Raw genomic sequence first — 14,732 nt, forward strand, 5'->3', positions numbered from 1 at the left:
CGGAATTGCAGTGGAGCATCTGTGTTACCGAGAAGTGCGTTGGTTAATAATCTCGGCCCCAAGTTCGAGAAGTTCTCTGTTGAGTAGCCAAATGAGCACTGCGTACAGAATGACTCCAACGGTTAAGCCAGAGCCCAAACGTAGCCACGGTTGGTTGAATATACTAACGGACAACCATGCGGCTCCCCCGGCAAGTACCGCACACAAGGTGGGTATCAGAACTTGACGACTGTATGCCCAAAGGGTTGCGTTACATGTGGGTTTTACCAATATTGCCCAGCTCGGTACGAATAATGTCATTATCATTCCTGTCATGGTCCACGCCATGCCTTCGGCGCCGTAGTTGGAGCCAAACCACAGAGCTGGCGGAATAATAAAAAGTAGGGCAAGGTTCCATAGAGTAGATAGTCGAACACGACCCAAGCCGAAGACCAAGCTACCGATTGGGTTGCTAAATGACCTAAATAGCCCCCAAGCGGCGAGCACGCGAAGTAGCGGCACAGCATCATGGAATTCATTTCCAAAGAGAAGCTGCACGAACTCGGGTGCAAATACAGCCGTCGCCACATAAATCGGGGCATTGACGCTTGCGGTAAAGTTCATGATTTTAAGATAAACTCGCCGCACTCGATCGTTGTCGTTCTGGATGGAAGCAATAACCGGGAAGCCGACCCGCGTAAAGATTGGATTCACTAAAAACTGAATCTGTAAAATTAAATTGCGTGGAACGCTGTAAAGCCCAAGCTGCGCTGCGCCCAGCAGACGCCCCCCTATCAGCACATCCACCGTGGTGTTGATATGGTTGATGACGTTATTGGCCACCATGCCTCCACCGAAATGTACGAACCAGCTTACTTCTGTCCAACGAAAGCGCCACAATGGGCGCCAGCCCCGAGCCAATATCGTCCAAGCGAGCAGCATTGTGATCCATGCGCTGGACATGGCTGCAAGCACCAACGCATGCACACCCCAGCCTAGCCATGCTGCGGTTACAGCAACTGCAAAGCCAATGACGGCTGAGATGACCTCAATAACCGCAACTGGCCTGAAGTTGAGTGCTTTCTCGGCATCGATGCGAAGCTGTTGCCCTAGCGCGACCACTAGGAAGTTCGTGGAGACCAGGGTGATCAGGCCCGGCAACAGCGGCTCATCGAGCAAATATGCCGCCAGCGGGCTTGCCGCCATAACGAGCAGCATTAACCCCGCACCGACCGCCACATTCAGCCAGTACAGGCTGCTGCGCTCTTCTTGGCTCACGTGTTGACGCTGCACGAATGCCGTGCTCAGGCCCATGTCACTGAATAGAGCGGCATAGCTGACAACAACCGTAACCATCGCCATCAGGCCGTAGTCCTGGGGTGACAGGAAGCGCGTGAGCACAATCAGCTGGGCAAGCTGCAGCCCCGCGCGTGTGATGTTGGATACGGTCGTCCAGCGAGCTGCCGATATTGAGCGGTGTGCCAAACTCACGTTGGTCTCACAGCGATCTTGTCAGTCCGGAATAGAGACATGTAGTGATCCGCCTGCTTAATTAAGTGGGATTGGCTCATCTCTGTGCTTTCTATAATTTTGGATGGCCTTAATCAATCGTTCTGTTTTTATACGTTGATGCGTTCGCCCCCAGTGAGAGTAAATAAGCTGTCGATTAATTTCCTTTTCCCGTTCTTGAAGTGGCTCTAAGTTAAAGCCGTCTGTTGATCCCATGATGGCGCCCCGGGATTCCAGCCAACCCGTTAACGGATTCTGTTTATTGAGATATACCTTGGCGCCTATTAGCATCGCCATGCAGATGTTCCCGAGAGCTTGTTGCCTTAAATGGTTCATCATGACAAAGCCGCATGAACGTACCGTCTCTAGATACTGTTCTTTTGGCATGAACGTTATAAGTGGCGAAAATGCCTCACCAAGTATTCGCTCGCCTTGCTCGATTACCTTGGAGCGGTAGTATAGGTCGCCGTAGCTTAACGGGACAATCACTTTACGGTTCGTTAAATCAACATTTCTACGGATCGCCTCGAATATTTCTACATGGTTGTTTGTTGCGGTGGCGCTGTTGCCGACAAGTATGTTCGTCCCGGTTGTGTAGCTCATATCAGGCAGTGAAAGATCGTCTTCGGCAGTGCCGTAATTCCACGTTATATACTTTGCTCGTAGTTGTACATGCCGTAGCACCATCGCATATTCAATATCGAGGACTGGTGAAAAGTAATCGATTCTTTTCAGGTCGGAAACCGATGCTCTGTTTTTTATAAGCCTGAGCTTGTCCAAAAAAGGATTCAATATACGTTTTGCGCAATTTTTGAAGGGCGGCGACTGCAAATATTTACTTTTGGGAAGAATTCGAGAGTCTTCGTTTTCGTGCTTTAGTAGAGAGTAATAGTCATAGCCCCAGCCAAGCCACACAACACATTTGTCATCTGGGATGTGGCGGAGCAACCTGTAATAAGTCGGGAGTAGGCCATGGAAAATAACTCCGGCAACATTCGAGCGTGATAACTGTTGCAGCAATTCATCGAGAGTGCATTTCCTGGCAAGTGGTGACTTCGTCAGGATTAATTCTTTAGCGACTATCCAAAATTCGTTAACTCCGCGGGCTTCCTCTTCAAACTGACGAATAGCCATGTCATTAAACTTTTCATCAGCCATAACATGGATAATCTTGTTTTCGTTCGGCTGAGTCATGGGTTAGTTTCTGCGATTCATGGGCGTTATAATGAACGCATTGTTCTGCCCTGCCGGGCGGAGGAGAAGTTCATCGTTCTGTTCGTGGCATCTTGAAAGATTTTTCCATTTCGAGAAGATTTTTCTTACGTTCCTTAATCCGCTTGGCAGGTACGCCAGAAAAAATACCAAACGCTTCGCACCGCTTAGTCACTAGGCTTAATGCGCCGATCGCAACTCCGTCTTCTAAAACTACTCCTGGAAGAACAACGCTTCCAGCGCCAATGATGACATGACGGCCGATGAAGACATCTGCATGCTTGACATTGGTGAACTCAGAGGGGACGGTTGGGCCTGTTAAGAACGCTCCGCTGTAATCGTCGTTGCTGCTGTAGATCGAAACCCGTGAGGAGATTCCGCTGAAATCACTTGCTGTGATATTTCCAGAGCCGATGAGAGAAGCGTAAATCGCAATATGAACATGGTTCCCAATGTTTATCCCGCCATCTCCTGCAGATATAACGCAAAAATCGTCAATCCGGACATTGTTGCCTATTTTTATGTTTCTGCAGTTGTAGTAAGACGCCTTGTCGGAGAGTTTCGTATTTTTGCCGACCTGCGCGAAACCCATCAAGTTGACTTGTTCTTGACTCATAAATCCCATGTCAGTGCTCCTGTAAAAGATCTGCGACCCAGCTTAGTTGCTCATTTTCGAGGGCCGGGTATATTGGAAGGCAGATGATCTGCTCTGCGACCAGATTGGCAATTGGCAAGTTATTGTGTTGTGCGGAACTCATGCCACGATACATCGGGAAGTTGCTGATCAGAGGGTAAAAGTACCGACGAGCGAAGACATTGTTGTCTTTCAGCTTTTGATACAGCGCATCGCGGTTCAATGGATAGTCGGCATCGACGAGGATCGGGAAGTACGAGTAGTTTGCGGTGGTCTGACCGGCGCTGTTGACTAGGCGGATGCCGGGCACATCGTGGAGTTGCAGGCGGTAGAACTGATCGATTTCGCGGCGTCGCTCTAGGGCATGGTCGATATGTTGTAGCTGCAACAGTCCGAAAGCGGCGTTGACCTCGCTCATCTTGCCGTTGATACCCGGGGCGACCACAGTCACCTCATCGACGAAACCGAAGTTCTTTAATTGGTCGATGCGTTTCTTGGTCTTTGCGTCCGGGCATACGATCGCACCTCCCTCGAAGGTGTTGAACACCTTGGTTGCGTGAAAGCTCAGTACGCTCAGGTCGCCATGGCGCAGTATGCTGCCGCCGGCATCTTCCACTCCGAAGGCGTGGGCGGCGTCGTAGATGACCCGAAGATTGTAGTTGTCGGCGATTTTTTGGATGGCGTCGACATCGCAGGGGTTGCCGTAGCAATGCACCGGCATGATGGCGGTGGTCTGAGGGGTAATGGCCGCCTCGATCTTCTCCGGATCAAGGTTTAGGGTGTGCGGATCGATATCGACGAATATCGGCTTGATGCCGTTCCAGAGGAGCGAGTGGGCGGTGGCGACGAACGAGTAGGGTGTGGTGATCACTTCTCCTGTTACCCTTAGGGCCTGTAGGGCGGTTAACAGGGCGATGGTGCCATTATTGAATAGCGCCACATGCTCAACTCCGAGGTAATCGCTCAGAGCGGCTTCCAGTTGTTCGTGCATTGGGCCACCGTTGGTTAGGAACTTGTTATCCCAGATCTTCTGTAGATATGGAATAAATTCCTCCAGCGGCGGAAGATAGGGCTGCGTTACGTAAATCGGTTTTTTGCTCATTAGAACTCCGTGGAGTGGGGAGAGCGTTTCTGGCATGTTATCGCCCATGAAGGCGACAACGGCCTCGGCTGTTGCTCTTTGGGTCAAGATAGTTGTCGCCTCGATAGAATCTAGAACCCGAGGGCGATAATGGAAGAACGAAGTGGCTAGATACGGACAAGCATTCAAGGACAAAGTGGTAGCACGGTTGTTGCCCCCGGAGAGCGCCGGCCCGATTCGACGCGGTCCTGGTTATCGCATCGATGGATGAGGCCAGCGAGAGCGCCTGGTGCCGCGAAAAGGGGGTGTATCCGCAGGAGTTCGGGCAATGGCGCGCAGTGGCCACGCAGGCGCTGGCCGACCGCGAGGCTGCCGCGCGGATTAGCCACCGCGAGAAGAAGGCCGACCTGCGTCGCATTAAGGAGCTCGAGCGCGACCTGAGTCGCAAGGAGAAGGCCCTGGCCGAAGCCGCCGAGCTGCTGGTGCTGTCAAAAAAACTCGAGGCGATCTTTCCGAAGGACAAGGACGAGGATGCATGATCGGCCTGGAAGATCGCCAAACGATGGTCTGCCACATCGACACGGCTCACGCAGCGGGTGCGCGCTTGCGCCCGGCGTGTGAGGTCGCCGGCATCACCGACACCCTGCAATGCTGCAGGGCCGAGGACGGCCTGCAGGTCGGCTATCGCCGGCCCTTGGCCGACCGTCCGACGCCCGCGTGCGCGCTCACCGAAGAGTAGCGCGCACGCGTCCTGGCGGTGGCCAATGAGCTGCGTTTCGCTGATCAGCCGCTGGCGCGCATTGTGCCGACGCTGGCCGATGAAGGCGTCTACATCGCCAGCGAATCGAGCTTCCAGCGCGTGCTGCGCTCCCAAGGGCAAACCCGTCCTAGGGACCGCGCTGGGACACCACGGCGCTCGCGTACGCCCACCACGCATATGACCACTGCGCCGGGGCAGGTCTGGTGCTGGGACATGACTTACCTGCCCACGCAGGTGCAGGGGCGCTGGTTCTACCTCTACCTGATCCAGGACCTCTACAGCCGCAAGATCGTCGGCTGGGAAATCCACGATGCCGATGACGCGGACCACGCGGTGAGCCTTCTCAAGCGTACCGCGCTCGCCGAAGGCGTCCACGCGATGACCGACAAATCCGTGCTCCACGGCGACAACGGTAGCACGCTCAAGGCCACCACGGTGCTCGCGATGCTGCTCTGGCTGGGGGTCAAACCGTCGTACTCGCGCCCGCGCGTCTCCGATGACAAAGCCTTCGTCGAGTCGCTCTTCAAAACGGCCAAGTATCGCCCCGAAGTCCCGGCGCGTGGCTTCGCCACGCTTGAAGATGCCCGCCTCTGGGGGCGCGAGTTCGTGCGCTGGTATAACTTGGAGCACGGCCATAGCGGCATCCGCTATGTCACGCCGGGTCAACGACACGCACTGGGGGATCGGGAGATTCTGGCGGCACGCTATCAGACGTATCTCCAGGCCCGCGAGCGCAACCCTGCGCGCTGGTCCCGTGGGACACGCGACTGGACACCGGTCGGCGCGGTCACGCTCAATCCGGAGCGCGATGTCGTCGTGCGCGAGCACGTACATGCTGAAGATATAAGGCGGTTGGTTGCATGAATCAGGCGACAACTATCTTGACTTGTTCCGATTGCTGGCATTCAGCCTTGGATACGATGCATGCAATAGGCCTAAGCCATTAGGCACGGGGAATGCAACTTGAGACGCAGCTGCTGCAGAATCGCATAGGCCTTTGCCCAACATGCCGGCAGACAGAGTGCGTGCGGTTATGGCAAGCGAATCCGTAGCCGCATCGGTGGACATCTTCTCGCTGACGGTTGCGTGCGGCGCCTGACAGCTCGCTTCGTCGACGAAGGCCGCGCGGATTGGCGCGCCACGCTGGGCGTGCTCTTCGTGCTTGTCGACGATATTGGGGGGTGAGTGGCGACGCCCGATCTTGGTGGAAGCTGGTTGATTTGAGCCAGGAGGAGCGAGCGCATATACTCAGATGCGAAGTCGCCGCCGTTTGCCCAGACCTCGGTCTGCCAGTGTCGTCCAGGCGCGCCGTGGAGAACATCGTCTCGTCCTTGAGCGGTTCGGACATCTCACCTGATGGTTCGTCGAACTGTGCAACCTCGCCCGCCGTGTCGTTTTTGAACCGGAGGTATAGCCGATAGCCAGGGCGTGCTTCTACGTGTGTGGGGTGCAGGAACATGGTTCGTTACTCCAACGGTGCGATTGGCTCGAGTGGTTTGCGTGGTTACGCGGGTACCCAATCTTCCGTGCGATCTGCCTTGTGTTCGTCCAGCCTGCCTAACCCCAGTTGGAAACTGGGGTTAGACCTGGTCTTCTAAGGTCTGGCGGTGGGCGTCCAAAAGTTGACGAGTTACAGTCAGCTTCAGGTCAGTCTGGGGTTGGGTTTAGTCCCTGGTCTTCTCCGGGCTGTCGTTGTCGTCCCCACGCCACCACGCCCTCACCAGTGCGCCGAAGATCCCCAGCATGCCGCCCAGCAGTCCGCCCAGCACCAGGCCAAGCGCCATACCCGGTTTGCGCTCCTTGATCTCCGTGCCGTCAGGCGAGGCGACAAAGCGCATCGCGCGCAGGTAGGTGTTGGTCCAGTTCGCTCGCTCTACGTCGAGTTCGTTCCAGGTCTGTTCGACGATGTCGACCGACTTGTCCTGGTCCTGGAAAATTGCGGTCTGGATGTTTGCGAGGCCCTCAAGGAAAGCGGGCCCCGTAGTGGGTTGCTGAAGGGCTTGCTGTGCTTGGCAGTAATAGTCGCGCTTGAGCGCACTGGCAACGCGTTCCCGCTCACGACGTACTTCGGCCAGCTTCATGTCGGCGATCTGGATCTCGGCTGCGACAAGCTGCGCGGCTGGAGAGAGGAAGCGCTCGCTGCCCTTCTCCAGCGAGACGATCTGGCGGTTGTCGCTCACTGCCGCCTCGGGGTTGCGGGCGATGATGTCGCGCAGGGTTGCGACTCGGCGTTCTTCCTGGGTGATGGCGAAGTCGTTGGTGAGTTGGGCGTTCCTCAACTCCTGCTCGCGTGTGCGAAAGTCGGCACAGCGGGCGAGCATCGTGCCCTCGAAATTAACTCTTATGAGGGTGTCTCGCACATACTCGGCCAGCAGGGCGACAGGGGGACCGTTGGTTGGCTCCTTGTGCTTGAACTGGATACGGACGCCGATCATGGCCCCGGGTTCGTCGTTCTCGGTAACCTTGACGCCAAACGTCTTCTGGTCCTTGTCGGTGAAGGCGAATTCCGGCTTGAGCGTGTCACGTAGTGCATCCTGATTGTCGGCGAGCTCGTACAGCATGGCCCCATAGGGGGTACTTACCTGATTGGTGCTGCGCAGGTACTGCTGCAAGCGCGGTCCGTTGGAAAACACCACCTCGAAGCGCTTGTAGTTGGCTGCCGATACGCCGGGGGTCATGAACAGCCCATCAGTGACGTACTTGGTCGAGATGAGGCTCGCGCCCACGCCGAGGATGGCGCCGAGGACGCCGGTGCCGACGATGAGGTTCTTCTGTCGCCAGAGCGTTTTTACAAGTTGGCGCAGGTCGATCTCGTCGTCGTCGTATGGCTGTTGGGAAGGCTGGGGGATTTGCATGGTGCTCGGAGAATGCGGAAACTGGAATTATCTCACCCCATTGCCGCGATTATGAATTCAACGAAAGTAGTACTCCAAAATCATGTCATTGGAGTTTTTGAGGCTCAGGCGACCCCACCGGCAAAGGGTTGGCCGGCATGGCCCTGGCTGTACTAGTGAAAGGGCTGATTGCCCAACAGGCATGGACTGCGATCAGAACCCACAAGCCTTGGTAAAGGGAGGATGTGAGAAGGGTGTAGTCGACCATCCCCGCCGCGAGGAGCGTCACGAGCATCGCCAGCGGACCGCGAACTGCTTCATCGCGCCTCGTGATCAGCCCCCCAAGTAGGCGCAATGTGCTGTACAGCCAGCCCAGTACGGCAAACACGCCGACGCTTACTCCCATGTCTAGCAGTACATTGTGGGTTCCGGTCCTCCAGCGATTGCCCTCCAGGAACGGGAAGGTGCCCACACCCCAGCCGAACCAGGGCGCCTCGCGCCACTTTGCAATGGCAAGCTCGAGCAGGGCGCGGCGCGTAACGTCGCTCCCTGCTCGCTGGAAGTCGATGATCTCGAGGGCCTCTGCAGCCCAGACTGATGCGGCAATGGAGGCCAGTAGCGCGAGATGTCGGACGTTGGTGTAAGCAACCAGGCAGAGGAGGCCCGCAAGCGTGCCGATGAGGCTTCCTCTTGAGCCTGTGGCCCAGAGTATGGGTAGGGCAAGGATGATCAGCAGCCAGGGCCAGGGGCTGGCGTGTCTCGCACGCAAGAGTGCGGCAGACAGTACGATGCCGAGAGCCATGAACAGGCCGAGTGCGTTAGGGTGGTATACGGCGCCCGAGATGCGATGATTCCAATTCGGTGCAGTGCCGGCCGACCAGTGGTTGTACAGGTCGTAGTAGCCGGACAGGATTACGGCCGCCACGGTGATCATGCTGAGCGTTACCGCGAACCGTACGCTGAGCCAGCCGCGCTCCAGCATTACAGCCCAGGCCAATCCGAGCAGCAGGATACGCGCCACGGCTTTCACAGCCTCAGCGAAACTGGGCTCTACTGTGAGGGGGGCGAAGTAATGCCAAGCGGTGGCGACAAGGACTGGTATGAGCCAGGGCAGCGTCGTCCCCAGATAGAGCCGTGCCGGCGCTGCGTGCAGTTCGCTCTGCCTGGCGCTGATCAAGCTCGCAGCAAGCAATATCGCTGCGATGTGTACCGTAGCGAGCTTGAAGGGCAGGCTGAGAATGAACAGCGCTGCGAGCAGCTTGACGGCGTGAGCCTGCCAAGCGGTCGGTGGAGAGATCTGCACGGGCGTGACGGACGGGAAAGCCCGGATTATGTCACCCGAGTCCGTTGCGAAGGAATTGGACAAATGTAATAGATTCGCTCCTCAGACCCTGGCGGCGCCGAGATGAGCCAGGAACCACGTGTAGGTTTCGTTGAGGCCGCGCTTCAAAGAGGTGCGCGCCTGCCACCCCAGTCTCGCCAGCCGGCTGACATCCATCAGCTTGCGCGGCGTCCCATCCGGCTTGGTGGTGTCGAACACCAGCCTGCCCTCGTAACCGATCACCTCTACGAGCGTCTCGGCCAGTTCCCGAATGGTTACGTCCGTTCCCGTGCCCACATTGATGTGCGAGCGCATCGGCTCGGTCTCGCTCGCGTAGCGCTCCTGCGAGATGTTCTGCAGATGCACCACGGCTTCGGCCAGGTCGTCCACATGCAGAAACTCCCGCATTGGTGTGCCGCTGCCCCAGATCACCACCTCGGGCGCCTTCGCCAGCTTGGCTTCGTGGATGCGCCGCATCAGCGCGGGGATGACGTGGCTGTTCTCGGGGTGGAAGTTGTCGCCCGGGCCGTAAAGATTGGTAGGCATGGCGCTGCGGTAGTCGCGCCCGTACTGGCGGTTGTAGCTCTCGCACAGTTTGATGCCGGCGATCTTGGCGATCGCGTAGGGCTCGTTGGTGGGCTCGAGCAGGCCGGTGAGCAGCGCCTCTTCCTTTATCGGCTGCTGGGCGAGCTTGGGGTAGATGCACGACGAGCCGAGGAACATCAGCCTGCGCACGCCGTGCGTGTGAGCGGCGTGGATGATGTTGGCCTCGATCATCAGGTTCTGGTGGATGAACTCGGCCGGGTAGGTGTTGTTGGCATGGATGCCGCCGACCTTGGCCGCGGCCAGATAGACCTGGTCGATGCGATGGGCGGCGAAGAAGGCATTGACCGCGTGTTGGTTGGTGAGGTCGAGCGCGTCGCGGCCGGCGGTGAGGATGTTGGCGTAGCCAAGCGCCTGTAGCCGGCGCACGATAGCCGAGCCGACCATGCCGCGATGGCCGGCGACGAAGATGGTGTCGGTGAGGTTCATTCTGTAAGAGCGGCGCAAGCCGCGATGTTCGAGTCGATCAATTTTCAACAGCCACCGGCACATCGTGCCCATGCGCCTTCAGGAACGCATGCCGCTGCGCCACCTTGAGATCTTCGGCGACCATTTCCGCGCACATCTCCTGCACGGTGATCTCCGGTGTCCACCCTAGCTTTTCCTTGGCCTTGGCGGGATCGCCGAGCAGGGTCTCGACCTCCGCGGGGCGGAAGTAGCGTGGATCGACGCGCACGATGACGTCGCCCACCTTCAGCGCAGGGGCTCTCAGTTCGCTCCCCTCGCCGTCGATGTGCTCGACCACCGCGTGCTCTTCCACGCCCTTGCCCTCGAAGCGCAGCGTGATGCCCAGCTCCGCCGCCGACCAGCGGATGAACTCGCGTACCGAATACTGCACGCCGGTGGCAATCACGAAGTCTTCCGGTTGGTCCTGCTGCAGCATCATCCACTGCATGCGCACGTAGTCCTTGGCATGGCCCCAGTCGCGCAGTGCGTCCATGTTGCCCATGTACAGGCAGTCTTCGAGGCCCTGTGCGATGTTGGCGAGACCGCGAGTGATCTTGCGGGTGACGAAGGTTTCGCCGCGGCGCGGGCTTTCGTGGTTGAACAGGATGCCGTTGCAGGCATACATGCCGTAGGCCTCGCGGTAGTTCACCGTGATCCAGTAGGCGTAGAGCTTGGCCACCGCGTAGGGGCTGCGCGGGTAGAAGGGGGTGGTCTCCTTCTGCGGGATCTCCTGCACCAGGCCGTAGAGCTCGGAGGTGGAGGCCTGGTAGAAGCGCGTCTTCTTGTCCAGGCCGAGCAGACGGATGGCCTCGAGCAGGCGCAGCGTGCCCATGGCGTCTACGTCGGCGGTGTACTCGGGCGACTCGAAGCTCACCGCTACGTGCGACTGCGCCCCGAGGTTGTAGACCTCGTCGGGTTGCACCTGCTGCAGGATGCGGGTGAGGTTGGACGAGTCGGTGAGGTCGCCGTAGTGCAGGACCATGCGTGGGTTGGGGGTGTGCGGGTCCTGGTAGATATGGTCGATGCGCTGCGTGTTGAAGCTCGAGGCGCGGCGCTTGATGCCGTGGACTTCGTAGCCTTTGGCGAGCAGGAACTCGGCGAGGTAGGAGCCGTCCTGGCCCGTGATGCCGGTGATGAGGGCTGTCTTGGTCATGGGGAGGGGAGCGTGACGGTTGGCTTGCGCGGAAGCGGGCTGGCGCGTGCGTTACAATCCGGCCCGAGAACGTGTGACAGGCCGCGATTATCCCACGCTCCTGTCAACGCCACAAAACCACGGCCTTGGGGCAGCTGTATCGATGAGTGAATCGACCGATCGCGGGGCAGATCTTGTCCTGCGCCTGAATATGGACATCGCCCCAGCCAGGATGGACTTGCTGAGTCCGGGAGGCCGCATGCGCTGGGGGCGTTGGAAGCTCGAGCTCAACCCGCCGTCGGGAGGTCGGGCCGATTTTTCGGTCGTTCTGGCCAACGCAAGGCCCTATGACAAGTTCCGCTGCGCACCGCAGAACACGCTGTTCATTGCGGGCGAGCCGCTGGAAAAGAAGCTCTACGCGCAGAACTTCTACAGGCAGTTCGGGCACGTACTCGATACCCACCCGATGTCTCGCCATCCCGGCTTGATTCTGGGGGCGCCCGGGCTCAACTGGCATGTTGGGCTCGACTTGCAGACGCGCACTTACCGCTTCGGCTACGACCATCTCAAGGCTTTGCCGCGCCCTGCGAAGGATAACCGTATCGCGGTCGTATGCTCGAGTGCCAACTTCACGCCCGGGCAACGGCACCGCTTGGCCTTGCTGGATTATCTGAAGCAGCGCCTGGGTGACCGGATTGTTCATTTCGGCAGGGGATTTCAACCTGTGGATGACAAGATGGACGCGATTCTGCCTTATCGATTCCATCTGGTACTCGAGAATACTCAGGCGCCGAACTACTGGACCGAGAAGTTGGCCGATGCTTATCTGGGGTGGGCATTTCCCGTGTATCTCGGGTGTCCGAATCTGGATGAGTTCTTCGCGCAAGAAGCGTTTTGCGCGATTGACGGCGACGATTTCGAGTCGGCAGCGGTTCGCATAGAGAGATTGCTGGATGCCCCTGAGACAACGGATGAGGTGACCGCAGTCGCAGGTGCGCGCAATCGGGTGCTGGATGAGTACAACCCCTTTGCCTGGGCCGCGCATTGGGCCGATGCCCTTTACCGGCCTGTATCCGAGTCCGATGTGGTAGTCCGGATTCACAAGGCGTTCCGACCGTTTCCGCGTGGCTTGATTTACCGGCTTCGCCATGCGCTTGGCGGCATGTAGGCCGAGAAGGTTTCGATGATCTTTGCAGCAGGAATGTTCGGGTGGGTTGCCTTGCGATGACGGATCGTGTGCTGATTGCTATCGTGAAAGGAGGGCTGGGTAATCAGCTTTTCATTTACGCCACAGCCAGGGCGCTGGCGCTGAAGACGGGTCGGAGTTTGTATCTGGACGCAGTTCGCGGATACGTGGCCGATGATTTCGGTAGAAGCTATCGACTGAATCGTTTTGGGATCGACGCAGCGTTAATGCCGGAGTCGTGGAGAGTGGCGCCAGATTTGCGGCACCCTCGTGCGAAGTTGATCAGGGCGCTGAATAAGTTTATTCCAAAGAAATGGCGCTTCTATGTGGCAGAGCGGAGTGATACGCGACCCGGTGAGCTCCTGAAGCATGGGTGTAAAGCCAAGCGTGTGACGCTTCTCGGGTACTGGCAAGACGAAGCCTATTTTACCGATTGCGCCTCCCGTTTGCGCGAGGAGCTTTGCCCGCCGACGCCTGATTCTAGCGCGGTTCGTGCGCGTGGCGAACGCTTCAGAGGCGTCGAGTCGGTGTTTCTCCATGTCCGGAGACATCGATACTCCCCACTATTGGATGTGGGCTACTATCAAAAGGCGGTTGATAAGGCTTGTGCTGAATTGCTCAATCCCGTATTCGTCATTTTTGGCGACGACATCGAGTGGGTCGTCAATAATGTCGACTTCCGTGGTGCTAGCTATGAGCCCCAAGATTATGACGGTGGTGACGAACTCACGGACCTTTGGCTGATGACTCGTTGCCGTCATGCGATTATTGCGAACAGCTCCTTCAGTTGGTGGGCTGCTTGGCTCGGGGGCGCGGCTGGTTCGGAGCGCCGCGTATGGGCGCCCAGTCGATCCGGACTGCCGCTGAAGCGTGCCGAAGGCTGGGAGCCTGTCGAGGCAGAGCCCGCGTAAGCTCAGCCGGTTCTCACGGTTCTCGACTGGGCATGGGCTGCATATCAGAGTCTTGCTCTACTCAGCTGCTTTTCGATCAAGTACCGCAAGGCATTTATTGGATTCTTGTTGACTCTTCGTCGGCTCTTGATCGTTGCGGAGCGTGAGACGAGGCTTGATCTCGAAGGTGTATGGTGCTCATTCACGAGTCTCGCAATGGTTGCGATAGTGCCATATTTTTCGAGAACGAGATTTCTGCTCTCAAGGATGGCAGGTAGCCTTTTCTCGTACCAATTTTCGCGGATCGCCTGCTCCAGGAGCTTGGCTGTGCCCTCGGGGTCGGTTATATCGATAAGGACAAAGCTCTCCGATGGGAAGTAGTCGTGAAGGTTCGTGCAGCCGTAGTAGAACGGCAGACAGGCGCCAAGAAATGCATCCGCGAGTTTTTCGGTCCAGTGATGGGGGCCAGAAAAATTCTCGATAGCGAGGTGATAACGGTAGTCGTCAAGTGCATCTGCTTTGTCGATGAGCGGCCTTACGCCGTGGCCGTAAATGTCGATTGAGGGCAGCTTCGCCTTGAGTGCCTGGGTGAAGTCGTAGCGCGCTCGGTGCAGGGTGTTGCCTTGTCGCTTGGATGAGCAGACGGTCGAGACATCCAAGGTTTTCTCTGTCGGAACGTGACTGACGAGTGTGTCGTAATCGCAGCGAGGGGGCGTGTCTGCATAGAACCAGATCAGCGCGGGTTGCTCGAATATCTGACCGGGGTGATGGCCCAAGGCCCAGCTTTCCTGTGACGACAGAATCCACTGATATTGCTTGAGATAAGCTCTGCCGTAGATCTTGATTGAAGAGGGCTCTGTTGTGATCAGCAGTGTGTTGCGCGGGTCGCAGGCGAGACGCTCTTCCCATAAGGGGTGCCGCTCGCCTGCGATTGAGGGCAGGTCATCATATACAACCAGCCAATCGTATTCCTGACAGTGGCGGTCAAATATGAACGTGCAGTTTCCCCAGTGCTGAAGATTGCCAGGGAACATTTTTAGCCAGCCTTCACCGTCGTGGCCGGGTTTGTACTTGCTGAGGAACTTGATGCGGATTTCCGCGCAGGGTGTTAACGCCATCTTTGGCAATCTGTGCTCGCTTGCAG

At 57.6% G+C, this 14,732-nt stretch carries 11 protein-coding genes and 1 pseudogene; 3 read left to right on the forward strand and 9 right to left on the reverse strand.

The annotated features are described in order from the left end of the window. Positions 1-24 precede the first annotated feature (24 nt). The 4 genes from B447_RS15760 to B447_RS15765 all read right to left on the reverse strand — a co-directional run bounded on the left by B447_RS15760 (position 25) and on the right by B447_RS15765 (position 4,436). A complete protein-coding gene (locus B447_RS15760) occupies positions 25-1,470 on the reverse strand; it encodes an MOP flippase family protein (RefSeq protein ID WP_002942597.1) in 1,446 nt (481 codons plus the stop codon). 57 nt (positions 1,471-1,527) lie between these two features. Next, positions 1,528-2,682 carry a TDP-N-acetylfucosamine:lipid II N-acetylfucosaminyltransferase gene (locus B447_RS22265; RefSeq protein ID WP_083491483.1) on the reverse strand — a complete coding sequence of 385 codons (1,155 nt, stop codon included), beginning with the start codon at positions 2,680-2,682 and terminating at the stop codon, positions 1,528-1,530. Between the two features lie 70 nt (positions 2,683-2,752). Further along, entirely contained in the window at positions 2,753-3,325 is a 573-nt protein-coding gene (locus B447_RS22270; protein ID WP_002942599.1) for an acyltransferase, read from the reverse strand. 1 nt (position 3,326) lies between these two features. After that, positions 3,327-4,436 carry a DegT/DnrJ/EryC1/StrS family aminotransferase gene (locus B447_RS15765; protein ID WP_037983006.1) on the reverse strand — a complete coding sequence of 370 codons (1,110 nt, stop codon included), beginning with the start codon at positions 4,434-4,436 and terminating at the stop codon, positions 3,327-3,329. Between the two features lie 142 nt (positions 4,437-4,578). Between B447_RS15765 and B447_RS15775 the strand changes: the two are divergent. Continuing rightward, a pseudogene (locus B447_RS15775) lies at positions 4,579-6,039 on the forward strand (IS3 family transposase). 800 nt (positions 6,040-6,839) lie between these two features. Here the strand turns inward: B447_RS15775 and B447_RS15780 are convergent. From B447_RS15780 to gmd, 4 genes are all read right to left on the reverse strand, one after another. Continuing rightward, positions 6,840-8,030, reverse strand: a complete 1,191-nt coding sequence (locus B447_RS15780) for a Wzz/FepE/Etk N-terminal domain-containing protein (protein ID WP_002942607.1) — start codon at positions 8,028-8,030, stop codon at positions 6,840-6,842. An 85-nt stretch (positions 8,031-8,115) separates the two neighbouring features. Next, complete coding sequence (locus tag B447_RS15785; RefSeq protein WP_002942610.1) at positions 8,116-9,375, reverse strand: O-antigen ligase family protein; 1,260 nt, start codon at positions 9,373-9,375, stop codon at positions 8,116-8,118. 18 nt (positions 9,376-9,393) lie between these two features. Further along, positions 9,394-10,362, reverse strand: coding sequence for a GDP-L-fucose synthase (gene fcl, locus B447_RS15790; protein ID WP_002942612.1), 969 nt, complete (start codon positions 10,360-10,362; stop codon positions 9,394-9,396). A gap of 37 nt (positions 10,363-10,399) precedes the next feature. After that, the gene (gene gmd, locus B447_RS15795) at positions 10,400-11,533 is read right to left on the reverse strand and encodes a GDP-mannose 4,6-dehydratase (protein ID WP_002942614.1); all 1,134 of its coding nucleotides are present in this window, start codon (positions 11,531-11,533) and stop codon (positions 10,400-10,402) included. A gap of 142 nt (positions 11,534-11,675) precedes the next feature. Here gmd and B447_RS15800 point away from each other — a divergent pair, with 142 nt between their 5' ends. Further along, entirely contained in the window at positions 11,676-12,680 is a 1,005-nt protein-coding gene (locus B447_RS15800) for a glycosyltransferase family 10 domain-containing protein (protein WP_002942619.1), read from the forward strand. A 56-nt stretch (positions 12,681-12,736) separates the two neighbouring features. Continuing rightward, a complete protein-coding gene (locus tag B447_RS22275) occupies positions 12,737-13,609 on the forward strand; it encodes an alpha-1,2-fucosyltransferase (RefSeq protein ID WP_083491484.1) in 873 nt (290 codons plus the stop codon). A gap of 44 nt (positions 13,610-13,653) precedes the next feature. On the opposite strand, the gene B447_RS15810 is transcribed toward B447_RS22275, so the two are convergent. Next, positions 13,654-14,706, reverse strand: a complete 1,053-nt coding sequence (locus B447_RS15810) for a glycosyltransferase family 10 domain-containing protein (protein WP_002942629.1) — start codon at positions 14,704-14,706, stop codon at positions 13,654-13,656. Positions 14,707-14,732 lie beyond the last annotated feature (26 nt).

It is taken from the genome of Thauera sp. 27 (genome assembly GCF_000310125.2).
In the GTDB taxonomy this organism is placed as follows: domain Bacteria; phylum Pseudomonadota; class Gammaproteobacteria; order Burkholderiales; family Rhodocyclaceae; genus Thauera; species Thauera mechernichensis.

What these genes read in the sequence shown, in the direction of transcription:
- B447_RS22265 (WP_083491483.1), bottom strand. Translation starts at nt 2,682, where the DNA reads ATGACTCAGCCGAACGAAAACAAGATTATCCATGTTATGGCTGATGAA.
- B447_RS22270 (WP_002942599.1), bottom strand. Translation starts at nt 3,325, where the DNA reads ATGGGATTTATGAGTCAAGAACAAGTCAACTTGATGGGTTTCGCGCAG.
- B447_RS15765 (WP_037983006.1), bottom strand. Translation starts at nt 4,436, where the DNA reads ATGAGCAAAAAACCGATTTACGTAACGCAGCCCTATCTTCCGCCGCTG.
- B447_RS15780 (WP_002942607.1), bottom strand. Translation starts at nt 8,030, where the DNA reads ATGCAAATCCCCCAGCCTTCCCAACAGCCATACGACGACGACGAGATC.
- fcl (WP_002942612.1), bottom strand. Translation starts at nt 10,362, where the DNA reads ATGAACCTCACCGACACCATCTTCGTCGCCGGCCATCGCGGCATGGTC.
- gmd (WP_002942614.1), bottom strand. Translation starts at nt 11,533, where the DNA reads ATGACCAAGACAGCCCTCATCACCGGCATCACGGGCCAGGACGGCTCC.
- B447_RS15800 (WP_002942619.1), top strand. Translation starts at nt 11,676, where the DNA reads ATGAGTGAATCGACCGATCGCGGGGCAGATCTTGTCCTGCGCCTGAAT.
- B447_RS22275 (WP_083491484.1), top strand. Translation starts at nt 12,737, where the DNA reads ATGACGGATCGTGTGCTGATTGCTATCGTGAAAGGAGGGCTGGGTAAT.
- B447_RS15810 (WP_002942629.1), bottom strand. Translation starts at nt 14,706, where the DNA reads ATGGCGTTAACACCCTGCGCGGAAATCCGCATCAAGTTCCTCAGCAAG.